This window comes from Streptomyces poriticola, from assembly GCF_036689765.1.
Classification (GTDB): domain Bacteria; phylum Actinomycetota; class Actinomycetes; order Streptomycetales; family Streptomycetaceae; genus Streptomyces; species Streptomyces poriticola.
Genome location: NZ_JBAGKH010000009.1, coordinates 83,335 through 105,904 on the forward strand (window position 1 = coordinate 83,335; position 22,570 = coordinate 105,904).

Annotated in this window: 18 protein-coding genes; 11 read left to right on the top strand and 7 right to left on the bottom strand. The window is 72.2% G+C overall.

Annotated elements, in window-relative coordinates:
* Positions 1 to 3 precede the first annotated feature (3 nt).
* From V5O46_RS15665 to V5O46_RS15700, 8 genes are all read left to right on the top strand, one after another.
* Entirely contained in the window at positions 4 to 3,714 is a 3,711-nt protein-coding gene (locus V5O46_RS15665) for a sensor histidine kinase (protein ID WP_332885205.1), read from the top strand.
* A gap of 9 nt (positions 3,715 to 3,723) precedes the next feature.
* Positions 3,724 to 4,137: a roadblock/LC7 domain-containing protein gene (locus V5O46_RS15670; RefSeq protein ID WP_332885206.1), complete on the top strand. Its 414-nt coding sequence runs from the start codon at positions 3,724 to 3,726 to the stop codon at positions 4,135 to 4,137.
* Between the two features lie 111 nt (positions 4,138 to 4,248).
* Positions 4,249 to 4,647, top strand: a complete 399-nt coding sequence (locus V5O46_RS15675; RefSeq protein WP_003973454.1) for a DUF742 domain-containing protein — start codon at positions 4,249 to 4,251, stop codon at positions 4,645 to 4,647.
* Positions 4,628 to 5,203 (top strand): GTP-binding protein, encoded by a 576-nt coding sequence (locus V5O46_RS15680; RefSeq protein ID WP_332885207.1) that lies wholly within the window; start codon positions 4,628 to 4,630, stop codon positions 5,201 to 5,203. The genes V5O46_RS15675 and V5O46_RS15680 overlap by 20 nt, the downstream gene beginning before the upstream one ends.
* Before the next feature lie 413 nt (positions 5,204 to 5,616).
* A complete protein-coding gene (locus V5O46_RS15685) occupies positions 5,617 to 8,859 on the top strand; it encodes a sensor histidine kinase (RefSeq protein ID WP_332885208.1) in 3,243 nt (1,080 codons plus the stop codon).
* Positions 8,860 to 8,869: 10 nt separating this feature from the next.
* Complete coding sequence (locus V5O46_RS15690; protein WP_004983065.1) at positions 8,870 to 9,283, top strand: roadblock/LC7 domain-containing protein; 414 nt, start codon at positions 8,870 to 8,872, stop codon at positions 9,281 to 9,283.
* 94 nt (positions 9,284 to 9,377) lie between these two features.
* Positions 9,378 to 9,950, top strand: a complete 573-nt coding sequence (locus V5O46_RS15695) for a DUF742 domain-containing protein (RefSeq protein ID WP_332885209.1) — start codon at positions 9,378 to 9,380, stop codon at positions 9,948 to 9,950.
* A complete protein-coding gene (locus V5O46_RS15700) occupies positions 9,931 to 10,512 on the top strand; it encodes a GTP-binding protein (protein ID WP_031224757.1) in 582 nt (193 codons plus the stop codon). Before V5O46_RS15695 ends, V5O46_RS15700 begins: the two co-directional genes overlap by 20 nt.
* Positions 10,513 to 10,898: 386 nt before the next feature.
* Here the strand turns inward: V5O46_RS15700 and V5O46_RS15705 are convergent, their stop codons facing one another.
* From V5O46_RS15705 to V5O46_RS15715, 3 genes are all read right to left on the bottom strand, one after another.
* A complete protein-coding gene (locus V5O46_RS15705) occupies positions 10,899 to 11,096 on the bottom strand; it encodes an acyl-CoA carboxylase subunit epsilon (protein ID WP_332885210.1) in 198 nt (65 codons plus the stop codon).
* 57 nt (positions 11,097 to 11,153) lie between these two features.
* On the bottom strand, positions 11,154 to 12,737 hold the full coding sequence (locus tag V5O46_RS15710; RefSeq protein WP_332885211.1) for an acyl-CoA carboxylase subunit beta: 1,584 nt from the start codon (positions 12,735 to 12,737) through the stop codon (positions 11,154 to 11,156).
* A gap of 267 nt (positions 12,738 to 13,004) precedes the next feature.
* Positions 13,005 to 13,811: an SDR family NAD(P)-dependent oxidoreductase gene (locus V5O46_RS15715; RefSeq protein WP_408649003.1), complete on the bottom strand. Its 807-nt coding sequence runs from the start codon at positions 13,809 to 13,811 to the stop codon at positions 13,005 to 13,007.
* A 216-nt stretch (positions 13,812 to 14,027) separates the two neighbouring features.
* On the opposite strand from V5O46_RS15715, the gene hpnR reads away from it, so the two are divergent.
* Positions 14,028 to 15,524 (top strand): hopanoid C-3 methylase HpnR, encoded by a 1,497-nt coding sequence (gene hpnR, locus V5O46_RS15720; protein ID WP_332885212.1) that lies wholly within the window; start codon positions 14,028 to 14,030, stop codon positions 15,522 to 15,524.
* A gap of 13 nt (positions 15,525 to 15,537) precedes the next feature.
* Positions 15,538 to 16,428 carry a DMT family transporter gene (locus V5O46_RS15725; RefSeq protein ID WP_332885213.1) on the top strand — a complete coding sequence of 297 codons (891 nt, stop codon included), beginning with the start codon at positions 15,538 to 15,540 and terminating at the stop codon, positions 16,426 to 16,428.
* A gap of 219 nt (positions 16,429 to 16,647) precedes the next feature.
* Here V5O46_RS15725 and V5O46_RS15730 read toward each other — a convergent pair whose 3' ends face one another.
* Positions 16,648 to 17,952: a glycosyltransferase gene (locus tag V5O46_RS15730; protein WP_332885214.1), complete on the bottom strand. Its 1,305-nt coding sequence runs from the start codon at positions 17,950 to 17,952 to the stop codon at positions 16,648 to 16,650.
* A gap of 161 nt (positions 17,953 to 18,113) precedes the next feature.
* On the opposite strand from V5O46_RS15730, the gene V5O46_RS15735 reads away from it, so the two are divergent.
* Entirely contained in the window at positions 18,114 to 18,677 is a 564-nt protein-coding gene (locus tag V5O46_RS15735; RefSeq protein ID WP_332885215.1) for a YceI family protein, read from the top strand.
* On the opposite strand, the gene V5O46_RS15740 is transcribed toward V5O46_RS15735, so the two are convergent.
* From V5O46_RS15740 to cimA, 3 genes are all read right to left on the bottom strand, one after another.
* Positions 18,664 to 18,867 carry a hypothetical protein gene (locus V5O46_RS15740; protein WP_332885216.1) on the bottom strand — a complete coding sequence of 68 codons (204 nt, stop codon included), beginning with the start codon at positions 18,865 to 18,867 and terminating at the stop codon, positions 18,664 to 18,666. The genes V5O46_RS15735 and V5O46_RS15740 overlap by 14 nt on opposite strands.
* A 528-nt stretch (positions 18,868 to 19,395) precedes the next feature.
* A complete protein-coding gene (locus V5O46_RS15745; protein ID WP_332885217.1) occupies positions 19,396 to 20,745 on the bottom strand; it encodes a hypothetical protein in 1,350 nt (449 codons plus the stop codon).
* A gap of 76 nt (positions 20,746 to 20,821) precedes the next feature.
* Positions 20,822 to 22,426, bottom strand: coding sequence for a citramalate synthase (gene cimA / locus V5O46_RS15750; RefSeq protein ID WP_332885218.1), 1,605 nt, complete (start codon positions 22,424 to 22,426; stop codon positions 20,822 to 20,824).
* Positions 22,427 to 22,570: the final 144 nt, after the last annotated feature.

Below are 22,570 nucleotides of genomic sequence, written 5' to 3' on the forward strand. Positions count from 1 at the left end.
CTAGTGCAGGGACGTTTCAAGAGGGATGGCAGCGCTTCGGCGGAGCCGGAGCACGGCGGGACCGGCCCCATGGCCGTCAGCTCCTCGCCCCAGCACGCCCAGAACCAGGGCCCGGCCACGGCCGGTGACAGCGGCGAGCGGTCCGGCAGCGGGTCGGCATCGGACCCGGCGGGGCCCGCGGCGCCCTCGGTGAGGCCGCCGAAGGGACCGGCCGGACCCGGCCCGCGAATAGCCCTGCGCAACTGGCGCATCTCCACCCGTCTGGTGTCACTGCTCGCGCTCCCGGTGGTCGCGGCCACCTCGCTGGGCGCGCTGCGCATCAACGAGTCCATGGAGGACATCCAGCAGCTCGACAACATGAGGCTGCTGACGGAGATGACCCAGCAGGCCACCGAACTGGCCGCCGCCCTCCAGGAGGAGCGCGACCAGTCCGCCGGCCCGCTGGCCCACGACTCCAGCGCCAGCGCGATCGCCATCAAGGGCGACCGGGAGAAGACCGACCGGGCCCGCGACAACTTCCTCGCCAGCTCCGAGGCGATCGACGAGGCGAGCAAGGAGGGCAACCTCGACGGCGTCCGCGAGACGGTCGTCGGCCTCGCGCGCGACCTCAACGGCCTCAACAAGATCCGCAGCACCGCCTACGACGCCAAGGGCAACTCGACCCAGACCGTCGAGGCGTACCACCGCCTGATCACCAACCTGCTCGACCTCTCGCAGGACATGGCGGAGGCCACCAGCAACCCGGAGATGATCCAGCGCACGCGCGCCCTGGCCGCCTTCTCCTCGGCCAAGGAGTACGCCTCCGTCCAGCGCGCGGTGATCGCGGCGGCGCTGCCCGCCAGCAACTCCACCTACGGCGAGCTCTCCGAGAACGACCGTCTCTACGCCGAGGCCGCCCTGCAGGGTCAGCGGTCCGACATCCGCAGCTTCACCAGCATCTACGGCGAAGGCGCCGAGGAGCTGCTGCGGCCCATCGACCAGGGCAACCCGACCATCGAGGCCACCGACCAGTACGCCAGCCGGGCCCTCGCCGACGCCAGCGGTCTGAAGTCGCAGGACAAGCGGTCGTACCAGGACTGGCTGGACGACAGCTCCACCAAGATCCAGCAGATGTCGAACATCGAGCGCTCGCTGCTGGAGGACATGGAGCAGAAGGCCCGCGAGCTGCGCAGCACCTCCGAGCGCGAGGCGATCATCTCCGGTGCGCTGATCCTCATCGTGCTCGGTGTCTCGCTGGTCGGCGCGTTCGTCGTGGCACGGTCCATGATCCGCTCGCTGCGCCGGCTGGAGGACACCGCCACCAAGGTCGCCTCCGACCGGCTGCCCGAGCTGGTCAAGCAGCTGTCCGAGTCCGACCCGCAGGACGTCGACACCTCGGTGGAGTCGGTCGGTGTGCACTCCCGGGACGAGATCGGCCGGGTGGCCGCCGCCTTCGACGACGTGCACCGCGAGGCGGTCCGCCTCGCCGCCGAGCAGGCGCTGCTGCGGGGCAACGTCAACGCGATGTTCACCAACCTCTCGCGCCGCTCCCAGGGTCTGATCCAGCGCCAGCTGTCGCTGATCTCCGAACTGGAGTCCCGCGAGGCCGACCCGGACCAGCTGTCCTCGCTGTTCAAGCTGGACCACCTCGCGACCCGCATGCGCCGGAACGGCGAGAACCTCCTCGTCCTCGCCGGTGAGGAGCCGGGGCGCCGCTGGACCCGGCCGGTTCCACTGGTCGACGTGCTGCGCGCTGCGGCCTCCGAGGTGGAGCAGTACGAGCGGATCGAGCTGGCCGCGGTGCCGACCACCCAGGTGGCCGGCCGGGTCGTCAACGACCTCGTGCACCTGCTCGCCGAGCTGCTGGAGAACGCCACCTCGTTCTCCTCGCCGCAGACCAAGGTCAAGGTCACCGGCCACGCGCTGCCCGACGGCCGGGTGCTGATCGAGATCCACGACACCGGTATCGGCCTGTCGCCCGAGGACCTCGCGGCGATCAACGAGCGGCTCGCCTCGCCGCCCACCGTGGACGTCTCCGTCTCCCGCCGCATGGGTCTGTTCGTGGTCGGCCGGCTGTCGCAACGGCACGGCATCCGTATCCAGCTGCGCCCGTCCGACTCCGGTGGCACGACCGCGCTGGTCATGCTGCCCGTCGATGTCGCCCAGGGCGGCAAGAAGCCGCAGGGCAAGCCCGGTCAGCAGAGCTCCGGCGGTCCGGCCGCCGCGCAGGCCGCGGCCGGTGCCGCGGCGGCCCGGCGCAACGCGGGCGGCCAGGGCGGCGGTTCGCTGGGCGCCGGTGCGCCCGGGAACGGCGGTGCCCTCGGCGCCGGTGCGTCCGGCGGTGGCCGGCTCGGCGCCGGTCAGGGTCCGCGTGCCGCTCTGCCCGGCCGGGACGGTCCGGGCCGTCCGGGCGCCCCGGGCGGTGCCCGTGGACCGCAGGCCCCGGCAGCGCCCCCGCAGCAGCAGAACCGCCCGTCCCCGGCCGGCGCGGGCGCCGGTGCCGGTCAGGCGCCGGCCGCCCCACAGGGCCTGCAGGCCGCCGGCCTGAACGAGTCCCAGGGTCAGGACGCCTTCGGCGGCGGCCGTGGCCCGGCCGCCCCGCAGCGTCGCCACCGCAAGGACCGCTCCGGTGGCGACGCCGAGCAGGGCCGCCGCCCGCAGCTGCCGCCGCACGGTGCGCCGCGGGCCGAGCTGCCCGGCGGCGGGAACACCCAGCCCCGCGTGCCCAGCTGGAGCGACGAGAACGCGCAGCCGCCGGTGCCGCGCGGCTCGCTGGACGCCCCGCGCGGCCACGAGGAGCCGGACGTCTCCCGCACCTCCCGCATCCCGCGCGTCGACGACCGGCAGGGTCCGGGCGCGACCGCGGAGCTCCCGGCGGTCCCGGGCTTCGACCGGCAGCAGGGCCCCGGCTCACCGGCCGGTCACCCCCGGCCGGACGCCGATACCCGTGCCAACTCCAACGGGGCCGCGTACAGGGACCAGTTCGGGCGCGACGGCGCGGGCGGTCCCGGGGACGGCGACCGGTTCGGGCGTCAGGACGCCGACTCCGCTCAGGGCACCGGCCCGTTCGTCCGCCCGGACGTCTTCGGCACGCCCGGCGGCCAGAGCGGTCCGTCCGGGCACGGCTCGCCCGCTCCGGGCGGTCCCGGGCAGTTCAGCGCTCCGCAGGCGTACGACAACGGCTCCACGGGCCAGTTCGAGCGCCCGCAGGCCCCCCAGGCCCCCCAGCAGCGTCCCGCCCGGCACGAGCCGGAGGCGCTGCCCCCGGCGTCCGGTCCCGGCGACGGGCGTACGCCGCTGTACGACACGCTGGAGACCAACTGGTTCCACGGCGAGCGCCGGGCGCGGATGCAGGGCAACGGCCCGGCACCCGCCCCGGAGCAGCAGCCGCAGCCCCCTGCGGCCGCACCGTCGCCCTCCGCTCCCCAGCAGACCGCCGCCTCCTCCTGGCGCAGCTCGCCGAACGACGATCTCGTCCGGCAGGCCGAGCGGGTGCGGCAGCCCTCCGCGGGCGGGGTCACCACCTCCGGTCTGCCGCGCCGGGTGCCCCGGGCCAACCTCGTCCCGGGCACGGCCGAGCAGCAGGCGCACAACAGCGGTCCGCAGGTTTCGCGCGCGCCCGACGACGTGCGCGGCCGACTGACCAATCTCCGTCGGGGTATCGCACAGGGGCGTCAGGCCGGTCCCCACCAGACCGGCAGCTTCCCGCACCCCTCTCACCAGCAGGAGCGATAGTTGAGCCCGATGAGCCAGGCGGCACAGAACCTCAACTGGTTGATCACGAATTTCGTGGAGAACACCCCGGGGGTGTCCCACACCGTCGTCGTGTCGGCGGACGGACTCCTTCTGGCGATGTCCGAGGGGTTCCCGCGGGATCGCGCCGACCAGCTCGCGGCCGTCGCCTCCGGGCTGACCTCGCTGACCGCCGGGGCGTCCCGGATCTTCGACGGCGGCAACGTCGCGCAGACGGTCGTCGAGATGGAACGCGGGTTCCTCTTCCTCATGTCCGTCTCGGACGGCTCGTCCCTGGCCGTCCTCGCCCACCCGGAGTGCGACATCGGCCTCGTCGGCTATGAAATGGCACTCCTCGTCGACCGCGCGGGCGCGGTGCTCACGCCCGACCTCCGTGCGGAACTACAGGGAAGTCTGCTCCACTGATCGGCCCCGGCACCACCCGTCTCACCAAATCACCGTCCGGCCGCCACAATCCCCCCACCGGCCCCCCTAGACGGCACGACTGACCGACTTGCTGTCCCGCCCGGAGGATTCATGACCCCGCCCACCGCCTCTCATGATCCGTACGCGGAGCCGTACGAGGACGAGGGCGACCAGCCGCTGGTACGTCCGTACGCGATGACCGGCGGCCGGACACGGCCGCGCTATCAGCTCGCCATAGAGGCACTGATCAGTACGACGGCCGACCCGGCAGCGCTCATGGGGCTGCTTCCCGAGCACCAGCGCATCTGCCATCTGTGCCGGGAGGTGAAGTCGGTCGCCGAGGTCTCGGCGCTGCTGGCGATGCCTCTCGGCGTCGCCCGGATCCTGGTCGCGGACCTCGCCGAGGCCGGCCTGGTCGCCATCCACCAGCCGGGCGGCGACGAGAACAACGGCGGTGCGCCGGACGTGACTCTGCTCGAAAGGGTGCTCAGTGGACTTCGCAAGCTCTGACGGAGGCCGGGCGACCACCTCCGCCAAAATCGTGGTGGCCGGCGGTTTCGGCGTCGGCAAGACCACGTTCGTCGGCGCCGTCTCGGAGATCAACCCGCTGCGCACAGAGGCGGTCATGACGTCCGCCAGCGCCGGCATCGACGACCTCACGCACGCCGGGGACAAGACGACCACCACGGTCGCCATGGACTTCGGCCGCATCACGCTCGACCAGGACCTGATCCTGTACCTGTTCGGCACGCCCGGCCAGGACCGCTTCTGGTTCATGTGGGACGACCTGGTGCGCGGCGCCATCGGCGCGGTCGTGCTGGTCGACACGAGGAGGCTCGCCGACTGCTTCCCCGCCGTCGACTACTTCGAGAACAGCAGCCTGCCGTTCGTCGTGGCGCTCAACGGCTTCGACGGCCAGCAGCCCTACACCCCGGACGAGGTGCGCGAGGCGCTGCAGATCGGCCCGGACACCCCGATCATCACCACCGACGCCCGTCACCGCGCGGACGCGAAGTCGGCGCTGATCACCCTCGTCGAGCACGCGCTGATGGCCCGGCTGCGGTAGCCGACCGGGAAATCGATCAAGAGCCGACCAAGTGGGAAGCGGCGTACGGCAGTTGTCGGCACCGGCACCGGGGCCGAGCTGTGTCCTTTGACACGGCCGGCTCCGGTGTTCATAACGTTTCGGCAGAGGAATCCGGTGGTACCGCCACGCGTCGCGCACATCCGGTCTCACTGCGCTCACGAACGCCCCGCCATTTGACGGCCCTCGCTCTTTATGACCGTTTTATCTGGGCCCTGCGCGGCCTTGTTGCGCCCGATCCCACTGTTTGGAAGAGCGCAGGTCGTCGTGCTGGAATGCCAGAACTGCCCCATGGCCGAAGACGTACTCAGCGGTAGCTCGTACTCGATGGCGCAGGGGGCTCTGAGACACTGCGGCACGACGTAGGTGCCGAGCGCCGAGAGGTTGTTGGTCGAGTGAGGCGAAGCACGAACGGTCCCGAGCCGTCGGCCCGGGGCAACTTCACCCCGCCGCCGCGCACAGCGGCGCCCGCCCCCGTGTCCGGCTCGGAACCCGCGGCCGAACCGGAGCCGAGCGGCGGCCGGTTCACCCCCCGCAACTGGCGGGTGGCCACCAGGCTGAACGCGATCCTGCTCATACCCGTGCTGGTCGGCCTCGTCATGGGCGGCTTCCAGGTGAAGAGCTCGATCGACACCTGGCAGGACGCCGAGGACGCCGAGAACACCGCACGCCTGGTGCGGGCCTCCCTCACCTACGCCAACGCCCTCTACGTCGAGCGTGACGCGTCCGCCGCCCCGCTGCTGCAGGGCAAGAAGGACGACCAGACCGTCACCCAGGTGCGGCAGGCGACGGACGAGGCCGCCGACGCCTTCGACGAGGCCGCGCAGAGCATGCCGGACAAGCCCGGCCTGGAGCGCCGGCTGAAGCTCTTCCGCGAGCAGGAGCCCAAGCTCCAGTCGCTGCGCGCCGCCGCCTACACCACCAACCTCAAGGGCGTGGAGACCCAGGAGGGCTACGTCCAGGTCGCCCACCCGCTGATGGAGTTCGCCAACGAGCTCGGTCTGGGCACCGGAAACATCACCTCCTACGGCCGCACCGTCTACGCCATCTCGCTGACCAAGGCCGCGCTCTCCCTGCAGCGGTCCATCGGTATGCAGCTGCTGGTCAAGCCGGGCCCCGACCCCAGCCACCTGGCCAGCCAGCGGGTCGCCCTCTCCTCGTACGCCTATCTGGAGCGCATCGCCATCGAGGAGTACATCGGCGGTGGCACCGAGGCGGACGCGAAGAAGCTCGAGGACGCCGAGCAGCAGCTCAAGGACGACGGCGCGGCCATGGCCAAGGAGGCCAAGGCCGCCGATCCGGACTACGTGCCGCCGCCCACCAATCCGACGACGATGATCTCGGAGGTGGCCCGGCTGGAGTCCACCGAGGAGAGCGCGCGGGCGGACCTCGCGAAGCAGGGCATCACACCGGACAACTGGTGGGCCGTCAACACCCTCAAGTTCGACGCCTACCGCACCATCGAGGCCGACCTGGCCGACCGGGCGGTGACCGAGGCCGCCCAGATCGCCGACGACGCCGAGCAGGACACCTACGTCACCAGCGCCATCGTCGTGGTCGCGCTGCTGGCCGCGTTCATCCTGGCCGGCATGGTGGCCCGGCAGATGAGCCGCGCCATGCGCCAGCTGCGCAACGCCGCGTTCGGAATCGCCGAGCAGCGGCTGCCGATGCTGGTCGACCAGCTCTCCCGCACCGACCCCGGCCGGGTCGACACCCGGGTGGCGCCGATCCCGATCACCTCGACCGACGAGATCGGCGAAGTCGCCCGCGCCTTCGACCAGGTCCACCGCGAGGCGGTGCGGCTCGCCTCCGAGCAGGCCCTGCTGCGGGGCAACATCAACGCGATCTTCACCAACCTCTCGCGCCGCAACCAGTCGCTGATCGAGGGCCAGCTGACCCTGATCACCGACCTGGAGAACAACGAGGCCGACCCGGACCAGCTGGAGAACCTCTTCAAGCTGGACCACCTCGCCACCCGTATGCGCCGCAACGGCGAGAACCTCCTGGTCCTCGCCGGCGAGGAGCCCGGCCGCCGCTGGGACCAGCCGGTCCCGCTGGTCGACGTGCTGCGCGCGGCCTCCTCCGAGGTGGAGCAGTACGAGCGCATCGAGCTGTCCGGCGTGCCGGAGGCCGACATCCACGGCCGTGCCGTGACCGACCTCGTGCACCTGCTGGCCGAGCTCCTGGAGAACGCCACCACGTTCTCCTCACCCCAGACCAAGGTCCGCGTCACCGCGACCCGTCTCCCCGACGGCCGGGTGATGGTCGAGATCCACGACAAGGGCATCGGCCTGACCGCCGAGGACTTCGCGGACATCAACCACAAGCTCGCCAACCCGCCGACCGTGGACGCCGCGATCTCCCAGCGCATGGGCCTGTTCGTGGTCGGCCGGCTGTCCGACCGGCACGGCATCCGGGTCCAGCTGCGCCCCTCCGGTGAGCAGGCCGGCACCACCTCGCTGGTCATGCTCCCGGACGCGATCACCCACGGCGGTGGCGGCGAGGCGCCCATGGAGCGCGACGAGTTCACCGTCTCGCAGATCATCCCGGAGCAGAACTTCCACGGCGGCGAGGACTACAGCCAGCCGATGCGGACCGCCGCGGAGCTGGGCTTCGACGACAGCCGCTACTCCGAGGTCCCCGACGACATCCGCGAACTGGACCCGGTCGGCCGCTCCCTGATGCGCGGGGGACGCCGCGCCGCGCTGGAGGCCCAGACGCACGGCGGACCGACCGACGGTCCGGAGACCGACGAGACGCAGGGCGGCCAGGACCGGTTCACCGCACAGCAGCCCTACGACGACGGCGGCTACCCGGAGCAGTCCGGCGCGTACGACCGCTCGGTGCCGTACGAGGAGCAGCAGCAGGCGGCGTACGACGAGCCGCAGCAGCAGGCCTACGGGGAGCAGACGTACGACGAGCGGTACTACGCTCCCGACGGCGGTATGCCGCAGGGCGGGTCCTACGCCCCCAACGGCGGCTACCCCGAGCCCTCGTACCGGGACCCGGCGCAGGAGGCGCACACCGCGCACACCGCGGCGGACGGCTTCCCGGGCTTCGGTCAGCGCCGCCAGCAGGACGACTGGCCGCAGCAGAACGGCTACCCGAACGGCTACCCGGCCCAGTACCCTGCGGATGCTCCGGAAACGGAGTCCGCGCAGGCCGCTGACGTGAACGAGGCGGACCGCGTAGGCTTCGACCGCCGTCCGGGACCGGACCCCTCCGCCGGACACGCGCTGACCGACGCCGGGCTGCCGCGCCGCGGATCCCCCGCGAGCGGCCCGGGCGACGCACGGCACGTGGACCGCGAGGCGCCGGCCTCCGCTCCGGAGAGCAACGGCGACAGCGGCTGGCGTTCGGCGAACGACGACCGCTGGCAGCAGGCCTCGTCGTTGCGGAAGCCGAAGGCGGGCGGGGTGACCTCCTCCGGACTGCCGCGGCGGGTGCCCAAGGCCAATCTGGTCGAGGGTTCCGCCGAAACCACCCCCCAGGGAGGCCCCCAGGTCTCCCGCGCCCCGGAGGACGTCCGGGGCAGGCTGAGCAACCTGCGGCGCGGTGTCCAACGGGGCCGCAGCGCAGGCAGTGAAACGAACGGCCAGGGCTTCGGCCCTGACAGCACCTACAACCAGGAGCGTTAGTGTGAGCCCGATGAGCCAGGCGGCACAGAACCTGAACTGGTTGATCACCAACTTCGTGGACAACACCCCGGGGGTGTCCCACACGGTGGTGGTCTCCGCCGACGGACTCCTTCTGGCGATGTCCGAAGGCTTCCCGCGCGACCGCGCAGATCAGCTCGCGGCCGTCGCCTCTGGTCTGACCTCGCTGACCGCCGGTGCCTCGCGCATCTTCGAGGGCGGCAGCGTGAACCAGACGGTTGTGGAGATGGAGCGGGGATTCCTCTTCATCATGTCCATCTCCGACGGTTCCTCGCTCGCGGTTCTGGCACACCCGGAGGCGGACATCGGCCTCATCGGGTACGAAATGGCCCTTCTGGTGGACCGTGCCGGTACGGTCCTGACGCCCGACCTGCGTGCGGAGCTCCAGGGGAGCCTTCTCAACTAACGAGCGGGCGGTGCGTTTCGGCGTCCCGTGGCCGTAAGGTTTCGGGACGCGGCTCCACAGCGATGGATGCCAGGCACAGTCGGAGGAGGAGAAAGTGGCAACACCCCCAGGCGGTTCGTCTTCGGGCAACTGGTCGTACGGCCCTGGCCAGGGCCAGAACGACGGCTCGTCGAACCCGTACGGTTTCCCCTCCACGCCCGGCCACCGGCAGCCGTACGCCCCGCAGGGCCCCGGCCCTTCACCGTACGACCAGCCGCATGCACCTCGCATCCAGCCGGTGCAGCCGCAGCGCCGCACCCCCGAGCCGGCGCCCGCCGGGGCGGCGAACAACCCCCTGGTACGTCCGTACGCCATGACGGGCGGCCGAACCAAGCCGCGGTACCAGCTCGCCATCGAGGCGCTGGTGCACACCACCGCGCAGCCGCACCAGATGCAGGGCCAGTTGCCCGAGCATCAGCGGATCTGCAACCTCTGCCGTGAGATCAAGTCGGTGGCCGAGATCTCGGCGCTGCTGACCATCCCTCTCGGCGTGGCCAGGATCCTCGTCGCCGACTTGGCGGAGGCGGGACTGGTCGCCATCCATCAGCCCGGCGGCGACGAGAGCGCCGGCGGCCAGCCAGACGTGACACTGCTCGAAAGGGTGCTCAGTGGACTTCGCAAGCTCTAGCGGCGGTCCTTCCCGCTCCACCACCTCCGCGAAGATCGTGGTGGCGGGCGGCTTCGGCGTGGGCAAGACCACGTTCGTCGGCGCCGTCTCGGAGATCAACCCGCTGCGCACAGAGGCCGTCATGACGTCTGCTTCGGCGGGCATCGACGACCTCACCCACACCGGGGACAAGACGACCACCACGGTCGCCATGGACTTCGGCCGCATCACGCTCGACCAGGACCTGATCCTGTACCTGTTCGGCACGCCCGGCCAGGACCGCTTCTGGTTCATGTGGGACGACCTGGTGCGCGGCGCCATCGGCGCGGTCGTGCTGGTCGACACGAGGAGGCTCGCCGACTGCTTCCCCGCCGTCGACTACTTCGAGAACTCCGGGCTGCCGTTCGTGATCGCCCTGAACGGGTTCGACGGGAATCAGCCGTACAACCCCGACGAGGTGCGCGAGGCGCTGCAGATCGGTCCCGACACGCCGATCATCACGACGGATGCGCGGCACCGGGCCGACGCGAAGTCGACGCTGATCACCCTCGTCGAGCACGCGCTGATGGCGCGCCTGCGCTGAGCGCTCCGCCGGCAGTGCCGCGCCCGTGCCGTCGCCCGTCTGCGGCGCCGTCGTGGCCGGTCGCACAGTTCCCCGCGCCCCTTCACGGCGCTGCCGAACCGCAGCGGACTTCGCCCGACCTGCTTGGCCCCCACCTGCGGACAGCCGTGCCTGAACGGCCTGGGCGGTGCCTCCAGGGCGGCACAGGTGGGCGCTGGAGGTACCCCCTCCGGGGCAGGCGCCTCGTAGCGCAGGGTTGCGCAAGCCCCCGCGGCCGCTGGGCTGCCGGGGGCGGTTTGCATGATGGGTGCAGCCCGTGTGTGGCTGGTCGCGCGGTTCCCCGCGCCCCTTCGGAACGCGAAGAGGGGCCCCTCCTTGACGGAGGGGCCCCTCTTCGCGTCGTGGGGTCAGCGCCAGCTGTGCGGGGCGCGGAAGCCCGGCTCGCGCTCGAGGCGGCGCCAGCCCGCGCGGACCCGGCCGCGGTGGGCCGGAGCGGTCTCGGCGGGACGGGCGGCCGCACGGGCCAGGAGGACGGCCGTGATGGCGGCGACTTCCTCGGGCTCGGCGTGCCCCTTCTCGACCCGGATGTCAGCAGGGAGGTTCATGGGTGTCAGTCTCCGTGAGAGAGGAGTCCGCGGGGTTGCCGCGGCGGGTCCGCTGCGTTACTGCGGGGGGTTGCCGTGCTTGCGGGACGGCAGGTCGGCGTGCTTGGTCTGCAGCATCGTCAGCGACGAGATCAGCACCTCGCGGGTCTCCGCGGGGTCGATCACGTCGTCGACCAGTCCGCGCTCGGCCGCGTAGTACGGGTGCATCAGCTCCGCCTTGTACTCCTTGACCATCGTCTGGCGCATCGCCTCGGGGTCCTCGGCCTCGGCGATCTGGCGGCGGAAGATGACGTTTGCGGCGCCCTCCGCGCCCATCACGGCGATCTCGTTGGTCGGCCAGGCGAAGGTGAGGTCGGCGCCGATGGACTGGCTGTCCATCACGATGTAGGCGCCGCCGTAGGCCTTGCGCAGGATCAGCGAGATCCGCGGCACGGTGGCGTTGCAGTAGGCGTACAGCAGTTTCGCGCCGTGCCGGATGATCCCGCCGTGTTCCTGGTCGACGCCGGGGAGGAAGCCGGGCACGTCGAGGAGGGTGATGATCGGGATGTTGAAGGCGTCGCACATCTGGACGAAGCGCGCGGCCTTCTCGCTCGCCTCGATGTCCAGGACACCGGCCAGGGACTGCGGCTGGTTGGCGATGATGCCGACGACCTGGCCGTCCAGCCGGCCCAGCGCGCAGATGATGTTGCGGGCCCAGCGCTCGTGGACCTCCAGGTACTCGCCGTCGTCGACGATCTCCTCGATGACCTTGGCCATGTCGTAGGGGCGGTTGCCGTCGGCGGGAACCAGGTCGAGCAGGACGTCGGAGCGGCGGTCGGCGGGGTCGGTGCACTCCGCCCGCGGCGGGTTCTCCCGGTTGTTCTGCGGGAGCAGCGACAGGAGGTAGCGGACCTCGGCGATGCAGGTCTCCTCGTCGTCGTAGGCGAAGTGGCAGACGCCGCTGGTCTCGGCGTGCACGTCCGCGCCGCCCAGGCCGTTCTGGGTGATCTCCTCGCCGGTGACCGCCTTGACCACGTCCGGGCCGGTGATGAACATCTGGGAGGTCTCGCGGACCATGAACACGAAGTCGGTCAGTGCGGGACTGTAGGCGGCGCCGCCGGCGCAGGGGCCGAGCATGACGCTGATCTGCGGGATGACCCCGGACGCCTTGGTGTTGCGCTGGAAGATGCCGCCGTAGCCGGCGAGAGCCGAGACGCCCTCCTGGATCCGGGCGCCCGCACCGTCGTTGAGGGAGACCAGCGGGGCGCCCGCCGCGATGGCCATGTCCATGATCTTGTGGATCTTGGTGGCGTGGGCCTCGCCCAGGGCGCCGCCGAAGATCCGGAAGTCGTGGGCGTAGACGAAGACCGTCCGCCCCTCCACCGTGCCCCAGCCGGTGACCACACCGTCGGTGTGGGGCTTCTTCTCCTCCAGGCCGAAGCCCGTCGCCCGGTGCCGGCGCAGCTGCTCGACCTCGCGGAAGGATCCCGCATCGAGGAGGAGTCCGATGCGCTCACGCGCGGTCAGCTTGCCCTTGGCATGCTGCGCCTGCGTCGCCCTCTCGCTCGGCCCCGCCAGCGCCTGCGCACGGATCTCGTGCAGTTCGGCCACTCGTCCGCGCGCGTCCGAAGGCTCGCCCGGCGCCTCATCCAAAAAGGTCATGTAGTGACCTTACGAAGTCGACCAAGGAATGCCAGCCGTCGACTCCGTACAGTCTCCGGAGTGTTTTCCTGGTACCCCTGAACAGAACCATTGGGGCGTGCAGCCGTTTCGACTGCTCACAGGGCCTGCCCGTTGTAGGGGTTACACAAAGATGCCACCTGAGAGTCACCTCACATTCGTAGGTGCTCATACCGTCACCGGAGTGACGGGCGGCGCGGCCGGCGACGCGCGGCGCCGTCGGGCAGAGCGTAGCGGTACGGCCCGCACTCACCCGAACCGGTGCAGCAGTCGGCGGTACAGACCGGGTGCGATGCCGCGGACCCGGGCGGGCAGCGCCAGCCAGGCGGGGACATGGACGTCGTGGCGGCCCCGCGCGACCGCGCGCCAGACGGCGTCGGCGACCCGCTCGGGCGGGGTGGGGCGGGGCCGGGACCGCTGGTAGGGGGTGCCGCGCCGCTCGAAGAAGGCGGTGTCCACCGGCCCCGGCACCACGTGGGTGACCCGGATGCCGGTCCCGCGCAGCTCCTGGCGCAGCGCCTCGGCGAACGCGGCGACGCCGGCCTTGCTGGCGGAGTACACCGCCTCCTCGCGCACTCCCACCACCCCGGCGACGGAACCGACGAGGACCACGTGGCCGCGCCCGGCCGCCACCATGGCGGGCAGCACCTCGTGCACGAGGCGGAGCGTGGCGGTCAGGTTCACGGTCAGCACCTCGTCCAGGGCGGCGCCGGGCATCTCCGTGAAGGGGCCGGCCCAGCCGATGCCGGCGCCCGCCACCAGGAGATCGATCCGGCCTGCCGAGGCCAGCGCGGACTCCGCGAGCCGGTGCGGGCCGTCGGGGGCGGCCAGGTCCACCGGCAGGGCGGTACCGGAGGTGTCGGCGGCGGTGCGCTCCAGGCGGGGCCGATCGCGTCCGCTGAGCAGCAGCCGCCAGCCGCCGGCGGCGAAGCGGCGGGCCGTGGCGGCGCCGATGCCGGAGGAGGCGCCGGTGACCAGCGCGATCGGCCGGTCGCCGGTTCCGGTGCGGCGCGCGGAGGGGGACGGGGCGGTGGACAGCGAGGCTGACTGGGTCACGAGACGGTCTCCCGGGCGGGGTGCTCGGATGCCTGGACCCAATCACATCGGCCGGTGTCCGGCGCGCCGAGTCCACCGTGAGGGGCGGGCGGGTGCGCCAGGCGGCGGTATGGGCGGTGCGCTGTCCTGGTTTGCCGGGATAGGTAGGGGATACCTCCTCTTCGTTCCGGTTCTCCGTCGTTCCGGTGCGTCGCCGACCCGTGACGAGGTGACCCCATGCGTGTGCTGCTCGTCCATCCCAGTGCCCTGATGTACTCCGAGATCTTCCTCCGGCTGGAACCCCTGGGCCTCGAACGGGTGGCGGGGGCCGCGCGGGACGCGGGACACGAGGTGCGGGTGGTGGACCTTCAGGTGCTCAGCCTCGCGCGGCTCCGCTCCGAGGTGCGGTCGTTCCGGCCGGAGGCACTGGGCATCTCGCTGAACTACCTGGCGAACATCCCCGAGGCGATCGCGCTCGCCGCGGCGGTGAAGCGGGAGGTCCCGGGCTGTTTCGTCTTCTTCGGCGGGCACAGCGTCTCCTTCGTCGCCGAGGATGTGCTGCGGCAGGCGGCGGGCGCGGTCGACGCGGTGGTCCGGGGCGAGGGGGAACCGGCGATCGCGCCGCTGCTGCAGGCGGTGCGGGACGGCGGGGCGGACGGGGTGCCGGGCATCATCACCGCAGCCGGCCGGGGGCCGGCGCCGCTGATGCTGCACAGCATCGACGACCCGCTCCCGGCACGGGACCTGATGCGCAACCGCCGCCGCTATTTCATCGGCGAGCTGGATCCCTGCGCCTCGATCGAGTTCACCCGGGGCTGTCCCTGGGACTGCTCGTTCTGCTCCGCGTGGACCTTCTACGGCCGCAGCTACCGCAAGGCCTCCCCCGAGGCGGCGGCCGAGGACCTGTCCCGGATCCGGGAGCCGAACGTCTTCATCGTCGACGACGTGGCCTTCATCCGGCCCGAGCACGGCGACGCCATCGCGGCGGAGGTGGAGCGGCGCGGTATCCGCAAGCGGTACTACCTGGAGACCCGCAGCGATGTGCTGCTGCGCCATCCGGAGGTGTTCGAGCGGTGGGCACGGCTGGGACTGCGCTACATGTTCCTCGGGATGGAGGCGATCGACGCCGAGGGGCTCGACCTGTTCCGCAAGCGGATCAGCCCGGACGAGAACTTCAAGGCGCTGGAGACTGCTCGGCGTATCGGCATCCAGGTCGCGATCAACCTGATCGTGGATCCGGCCTGGGACGAGGAGCGCTTCCGCGTCGTCCGTGAGTTCGCGCTGTCGGTTCCGGAGATCGTCCACTTCACGGTGATGACGCCGTACCCGGGCACGGAGATCTGGCACACCGAGTCCCGCCGGCTCACCACCCGGGACTACCGGCTGTTCGACATCCAGCACGCCGTGGTCCCCACCACGCTGCCGCTGGAGCGCTTCTACGAGGAGCTGGTCCGTACCCAGGCGGTGATCAACCGCAAGCACCTGGGGCTGCGGACGGCGTTCGGGGCGGCCCGGGTGCTGGGCCGCAACCTGCTGCACGGGCAGACCAACTTCGCCCGCATGCTGTGGAAGTTCAACACCGTCTACAACCCGCGGCGGCAGCTCGCCGACCACGCGATGCCGGTCCGCTACGAGCTGCCGCTGCCGCAGCGCGTCGACGTCGGCGACCGGCGCCGGCTGTACGTCCACACCCGCGGGGGGACGCAGGCCAGGAGCCGCGGGGCGAACGAGTGAGCACACGGCGCCGATGACCGTCGCGGTGCTCGCCTCGCTCGCGGCGGGCGTGTGCTTCGCGGTCGCGGGCGTGCTGCAGCAGCGGGCCGCCGGGGCGCGGCCGGACGAGGAGTCGCTGTCCCCGCGACTGCTGGGCCATCTGGTCCGGGACCGGATGTGGCGGTGCGGGATCGGGCTGGCGGTGCTGGCGTACGGCTTCCAGTCGCTTGCGCTGGCGTTCGGGCCGCTGAGCCTGGTGCAGCCGCTGATCGTGACGGAGCTGGTGTTCGCGGTGCCGCTGTCGGCGCGGCTGTACCGGATGCGGCTGGGCGTGCGCGAGTGGTTCGGCACGCTGGCGGTGGCCTCGGGGCTGGCCCTGGCGCTGGCGTCGGCCCGCCCGCACGGCGGGCACCCGACGTCGGCGGGCTGGCTGTCCTGGGTGCTGGTGGTGGGGGCGACCGCGGCCCTGGTCGGGGCCGCGCTGGCGGTCGCGCGGCTGCTCCCGTCCGGTCCCTGGCGCGCGTCGGCGGTGGCGCTGGCGGCGGGCGCGCTCATGGGCACCCAGTCGGTGCTGCTCGCGGTGACGGTCGAGCATCTGCGGGACGGGGTACCCGCGGCGCTGGCCGCCTGGCAGACCTACGCGCTGGTGGTCGCCAGCGTGGGCGGGCTGCTGCTGATCCAGAGCGCCTTCCAGCAGGGTCCGCTGGCCGCGAGCATGACGGTGATCGACGCGACCGAGCCGGTGGTGGCGGTGACCGTGGGCGTCCTGGTCTTCGGCGAGGCGGTGCACAGCGGCTGGCCGGTCACCGCGGTGACGGTGACCGGCCTCGCCCTGGTCGCCGCAGGGATCGCGAGCCTGGACTCGTCCCCCCTGGTGGCGGCGCTGCACGGGGACCAGCGGGCGCGGGCGGCGGGGACACCATGAGGGACCTGCGCCGGCACCGGCGGAACGGCTACGGCGCCACCGTCCCGCAGCGACCGCCCGCCCGCACGGCACGGGCGCGCGGCACCGGCGCGCGGGTGGCACCGTCGTGCGGCGCCGCCGAGAGCGCCGGGGCGGGGCCGGATCCTCGGGCGTGGGGGGGGAGGGAAGGGTCCGGGAGCGGGGGGCGTCCGCACGGGCCGGCGAGGCCCGCAGGAGCCGTCACGCCACGATCGGGGTGCCGCTGGGGTGGCCTGCGGCGGTCGGGAGCCAGGCGGGGAGGAGGTCCTCCGCCAGGACGCGGTCCCAGGTCGGGTGGTGGTCGCGGGACGTGGCCGCGGCTCGGCGGCGTACCGCTGCGAGCCGCGTGGGCTGGTCGACCAGCGCGCACAGGGCGTCGGCCCAGACACGGGCGTCGTCGCCCGGGACGAGGACGCCGTCGTGGCCGGGTTCGGCCAGCCAGGTGGTGGTAGCGGCGCCCTCCGGCAGGACGACCGCGAGACCGCTCGCCATGGCCTCCGCTACGACGTTGCCGACGGTCTCGGTGCGGGAGGGGAAGGCGAAGACGTCGCAGCCCGCGTACACCTCGGCGAGCCGTTCCTGCGGGAGCGGGCCGAGCAGGGTGACGTCGGGCCCGAGGGTCCGGCGTACCGCGCCCGCCTCGGTGCCCGCTCCCGCGGTCACCAGGTGTGCGCCGCGGCCCCGCTCGCGCAGCAGCCGCATGCTCTCGGTCAGCAGCGGCACCCCCTTGGAGGCGTCCAGGCGGCCGGCGAACAGCACCAGGGGCCGGTCGGCCGGGACGCCGTGGTCGCGGACGAGCCGGGCCCGGGCGCCGGGGTCGGGGCGGAACCGCTGACGGTCGAGCCCACGGCGCAGTGGCCGGATCCGGTCGGCACCGACAGTGCCGGCAAGATCCTCGCGTCCGGCCGCGGTCGGCGCCAGCACCTGCTCGCAGTCGCGCAGCAGCCGGTCGCGCCGCCGCCGCATCCGGCTCTCCGCCTGCCGGGCGGCCCGGTCGGCGATCAGCCGCGCGGGCGCCCGGTCGGCGGCGGGCAGCCACCGGCCGGCGAGGTACCGGGCGTACACGGCGACCAGCGCGGGCACATCGGTGTGCACCGAGGCGACCAGCCGCGGTCTGCGGGGCAGGCGTCGGGCGAGCCGGGTGGCGGTGGCGGCGTAGGCGAAGCTGTGGGTGAGGTGCCAGACGTCGTGCCGGGGCAGCAGTGCGGCCAGCCGGGGATGGTACGGAGCGAGGTCGGTGACGTCCTCGGCGCCGGCCGCCGACATCAGGGCGGCGCTGCTGAACACGGGCCGCAGCATGACGAACCGTACATGCGGGGCAAGGGTCTCCACCCGCTCGGTGTCACCGAGGAAGTAGACGGTGAGGTCCAGCCGCTGCCCGGCGGGCACTCCGGACACGGGCCCCGGCAGCCGGGCGGCACTCTCCGCGAAGCGCTCCCAGCACTTGATGTGGCCGCCTGACGTGCCGACGCGCATCAGCTCGACCAGGATGGCGATCGAGGACACGCCCGCCGAGTACCACCCGGGCGGGTGATCCAACCGCGAAACACCACAGACACCGTTGAAAGTTGAACGGAAAACGCCTATCGTCGCCCCTCGAGAGCTTCGTTGAAGCTTCAATGAAATATTCATCAGGAGTCCGCACCCGAGCACACCAGGAGATCGCCATGGGCACGTCCGTGAACCCCGACCTCGCCGCCCTGACCGGCGACTACACCCTCGACCCGGTGCACACCACGATCGGCTTCGTCGCCCGGCACGCCATGGTCACCAACGTCAAGGGCCAGTTCCGCGACTTCACCGGCACCCTGCACCTGGACGGCGCCGACCCGGCCAAGTCCACCGCCTCCCTCGACGTGACGATGGAGAGCATCGACACCGGAAACGCCGACCGCGACGGCCACCTCAGGAGCTCCGACTTCTTCAGGATCGACGAGTTCCCCAGGATGACCTTCCGGTCCACCTCCGCGGAGGCCCTCGGCGGCGACGACTACCGCATCACCGGCGACCTGACGATCGTCGGCACCACCCGCCCGATCACCATCGACCTGGAGTTCAACGGCGTCGCCAAGGACCCGTTCGGCAACGAGCGCGTGGGCTTCGAGGGCAAGACGCAGCTCCTGCGCTCGGACTGGGGCCTGACCTGGAACGCGGCCCTGGAGACGGGCGGCGTGCTGGTCTCCGACAAGATCAAGCTGAACTTCGACATCTCGGCGATCAGGAACACCTGAGAGCGGTGACCACAGGGCTGTCGGCGGGCGGCATCACTCCCCCGCCGCCAGCCTCGCGACGGCCGCCCGTCCCCCGTGCCGCCCGCGCCTGTGCCGTGCGGGCACGCAGCACACCGAGCATGACGCGGTACCGCTCCGTCCGGTCCAGCGCCTCGAACCGCGCCCCGGCCCGAGGTTCCGCCGCCGGCACCGCCGCGAGGTCCGGCGGAACCTCGGGCTCCTTCTGTGCGGCGTACGCCGCACCCCACCGCGTCCGTCCACCCGCGCGGGCGGGCGTCCACCTCGGCCTGCCCGGCCGGCCGCATCCGCCCGTCGGCGGTCAGCTCCTCCACCCGCCGGACGATGACCAGCGACCAGAGGCTGCCGGGGCGGCGGGGTGATCCGCCGGAGGAAGTGCGTGCCGTCCAGCCCCTTGCGGTGCCCCGTGATCCATCCGTGGCACAGAGCGACGTCGTCGACCCCGGCGGCGGTGACGGACGGCACTCCGGAGGCCTTCTTCGCCACCCGCACCCGCAGTCCGGGGTGCGGGGCCGGGAGGTCCAGGAGCCAGGCGTCGAGTTCACCGGCGGAGGAGAAGGCCCGCGTCCCGCCGGATTCCGGCCCGTCGGACTCCGACCGGTCGGATTCCGGCCCGTCCGGCTCCGGCCCGTCCGGCTCCACCGCACTCGCCCCGTCCGCCTCGGTCATGGGGGGGGAGCGTAGGCCGCGCCGCCGCGCGTCAGAACCCGCCGCCGAAGTCGCCCCCGCCGAACCCGCCGAAGTCGCCGCCGCCGAACCCGCCACCGAAGTCGCCGGAGCCGAAGTCGGCGCCGGAGACGTCACCGCCCTCGTAGCCGCTGAAGTCGCCGTAGCCGGAGCCGTAGTCGGCCGCGTAGGACGGGGTGGCCATCATGCTGCCGAGCATGGTGCCGATCAGCAGCCCGGGCAGGATGCCGCCGCCGAAGTAGCCGCCCGCCCAGGGGCCGTAGGCCGGGCCCGCGTCCCAGTAGGGGCGGCGGCCGGACTCGGTGTCCACCTCGCGGACCATCGGGTCCATCCCCTCGGACAGCCGGGTCCGGTCGGCCTCGCAGACCGGCACCTCACGGGTGGCGCCGCCCGGCGGCGTCCAGGTGACATCGGCGACCGAGGGGCCGTGCCGGGGGTCGAAGAAGCAGGGCGGCCGGCGCTCGGGCAGCGGGCGCTGCTCGCGGCGGGCGGCGAGCCGGACGAGCGCGAACCGGCCCTCCTCCAGGGCCTGGGTGACGCCCCGCACGTCCTCCGGTTTCCCGGCCTCGGCCATCAGCGTCTTGGCCTGCTCATAGGCGTCCAGGGCACGCTCGTAGTCGTCGCGCATGGCGTCGTCGGCGCCCGGTTCCGCCGGGTGGAAGTCGAGGCGGTCCAGCTCCTCGCCGAAGGCGGTGATGTCCTCGTCCACGACCACGCGCAGCTTCTCCAGCGCCTGCCGCTGCTCCTGCTCGTGACGGAGGCGGTTGCGCCGCACGATGGCGTACGCGCCTGCGCCCGCGCCGGCCAGCAGCGCGCCGGTGGTGATCAGCCCGGTGACCGACACGCCCTGCGTGCCGGAACCCTCGCTCCAGCCGCTGGGGGCGGTGCCGCCGAGGTTGCTGCGCAGCGCGTCGTCGACGAAGTCGTTCAACTGGGCCTTGGCGTCGCCCGCGCCCTGCGCGGCGGTGACCAGGTTCTGCACGCCCTGGCGGCTCAGCACGCTGCTGTCCGCCCGCGCGTCGAACTCGTCGCCCAGCCGGATGCCGTACAGGCCGGTGATCCCGGTCTCGGTGCGCAGGTTCTGGAAGAGGTTCTGCGTCGGGTAGTCGGACGGCAGGACCGCGACGAAGATCGGCTCGTCCGCGTCCTCGATCTTGTCGGCGAGCGCGTCGGCGTCCGCCTCCGAGAGCAGGTCGGAGGCGGCCGGGTCCACGTACACGGGACTCGTGCGCAGGGAGTCGGCGACCTCGGAGAGGTCGGTGGCCGCGTGCGCGCCCGACGTGCCGACCGTCAGGACCGCCACGGCGGCGGCGACCGGCACGATCAGGAGGCGCATGAGAAGCCGTACCAGCGTGCCCTTCATACTTCGAAAGTACCCGAACAGCCGGAAATGGGACATCGTCCCCGGGAAATTCCTTCGCTCCCGGGGACGCCGCCGCTCACTCGGCCGGGGTGACGCCCGCCCGCAGCAGTCCGTAGGTGTACGCGTCCTCCAGGGCCTGCCAGGAGGCGGCGATCACGTTCTCGGCGACGCCCACCGTGGACCACTCCCCCGTCCCGTCGGAGGTCGAGATCAGCACCCGGGTCGTGGACTGGGTGCCGTGTTTGCCCTCGAGGATGCGGACCTTGTAGTCGACCAGCTCCAGCTTGGCGAGCTGCGGGTAGATCTTCTCGAGCGCGACGCGCAGCGCCCGGTCCAGCGCGTTGACCGGCCCGTTCCCCTCGGCGGTGGCGACGATCCGCTCGCCCTTGGCCCACAGCTTGACGGTCGCCTCGTTGGCATGGGTGCCGTCGGGGCGGTCCTCGACGATGGCCCGCCAGGACTCGGTCCGGAAGTACTGCAGCGGGGCGCCCTCGGCCTCGGCACGCAGCAGCAGCTCGAAGCTGGCGTCGGCGGCCTCGTAGGTGTAGCCCTTGAGCTCCCGCTCCTTGACCCGCTCGACCACCCGGCCGACCAGCTCGCGGTCGTCGCCCAGGTCGATGCCGAGCTCCTTGCCCTTGAGCTCGATCGAGGCGCGGCCGGCCATGTCGGAGACCAGCATCCGCATGGTGTTGCCGACCTGCTCGGGGTCGATGTGCTGGTACAGGTCGGGGTCGACCTTGATCGCGGAGGCGTGCAGGCCCGCCTTGTGCGCGAAGGCGGACAGGCCCACGTAGGGCTGGTGGGTGGAGGGGGTGAGGTTGACGACCTCGGCGATGGCATGGGAGATCCGGGTCGTCTCGCGCAGCCGGCCCTCGGGCAGCACCCGCTTGCCGTACTTCAGCTCCAGCGCCGCGACGACGGGGAACAGGTTGGCGTTGCCGACCCGCTCCCCGTAGCCGTTGGCCGTGCACTGCACATGGGTGGCGCCCGCGTCGACGGCGGCCAGCGTGTTGGCGACCGCGCAGCCGGTGTCGTCCTGGGCATGGATGCCGAGCCGGGCGCCGGTGTCGGCCAGCACGGTGGAGACCACGGCCTGGATCTGCGCCGGGAGCATGCCGCCGTTGGTGTCGCAGAGGATGACGACGTCCGCGCCGGCCTCGGACGCGGTGCGGACGACCGCCTTGGCGTACTCGGGGTTGGCGCGGTAGCCGTCGAAGAAGTGCTCGCAGTCGACGAAGACCCGGCGGCCCTGTGCGGTGAGGTGGGAGACGGTGTCGCGGACCATCTCCAGGTTCTCGTCGAGCGTGGTGCGCAGCGCCAGCTCGACATGCCGGTCGTGGGACTTGGCGACCAGGGTGATCACCGGCGCCCCGGACTCCAGGAGAGCCTTGACCTGCGGGTCGTCGGCGGCCTTCGCCCCTGCGCGGCGGGTGGCGCCGAAGGCGACCAGCCGGGCGTGCCTGAAGTCGATCTCCTGCCGGGCGCGGGCGAAGAACTCGGTGTCCCGCGGGTTGGCACCGGGCCAGCCGCCCTCGATGAAGCCCACGCCGAAATCGTCCAGGTGCCGGGCGATGGCCAGCTTGTCCGCGACCGTGAGGTTGATGCCCTCGCGCTGCGCGCCGTCGCGCAGGGTGGTGTCGAAGACGTGGAAGGAATCGTCGAGCTCGCTGGATGCGGTCATGATCTGAAGGCTCCTGTGTTGGATCTCGGTCTAACCGGAATGACCGGCTCCACCGTCCTTCTATGATCCCTCGCGCTCTCTCCCCGGCTGAAGGTGGGCCGGGAAAAACGAAAAACCTCTCGCGGGTGCGAGAGGTCTGCGCGC

Bases quoted from the DNA above. Each gene is read 5' to 3' on its own strand.
- V5O46_RS15670 (WP_332885206.1), top strand. From the start codon at position 3,724: ATGAGCCAGGCGGCACAGAACCTCAACTGGTTGATCACGAATTTCGTG.
- V5O46_RS15675 (WP_003973454.1), top strand. From the start codon at position 4,249: ATGACCCCGCCCACCGCCTCTCATGATCCGTACGCGGAGCCGTACGAG.
- V5O46_RS15690 (WP_004983065.1), top strand. From the start codon at position 8,870: ATGAGCCAGGCGGCACAGAACCTGAACTGGTTGATCACCAACTTCGTG.
- V5O46_RS15705 (WP_332885210.1), bottom strand. From the start codon at position 11,096: ATGAACCTCCCTGCTGACATCCGGGTCGAGAAGGGGCACGCCGAGCCC.
- V5O46_RS15710 (WP_332885211.1), bottom strand. From the start codon at position 12,737: ATGACCTTTTTGGATGAGGCGCCGGGCGAGCCTTCGGACGCGCGCGGA.
- hpnR (WP_332885212.1), top strand. From the start codon at position 14,028: ATGCGTGTGCTGCTCGTCCATCCCAGTGCCCTGATGTACTCCGAGATC.
- V5O46_RS15725 (WP_332885213.1), top strand. From the start codon at position 15,538: ATGACCGTCGCGGTGCTCGCCTCGCTCGCGGCGGGCGTGTGCTTCGCG.
- V5O46_RS15735 (WP_332885215.1), top strand. From the start codon at position 18,114: ATGGGCACGTCCGTGAACCCCGACCTCGCCGCCCTGACCGGCGACTAC.
- V5O46_RS15745 (WP_332885217.1), bottom strand. From the start codon at position 20,745: ATGAAGGGCACGCTGGTACGGCTTCTCATGCGCCTCCTGATCGTGCCG.
- cimA (WP_332885218.1), bottom strand. From the start codon at position 22,426: ATGACCGCATCCAGCGAGCTCGACGATTCCTTCCACGTCTTCGACACC.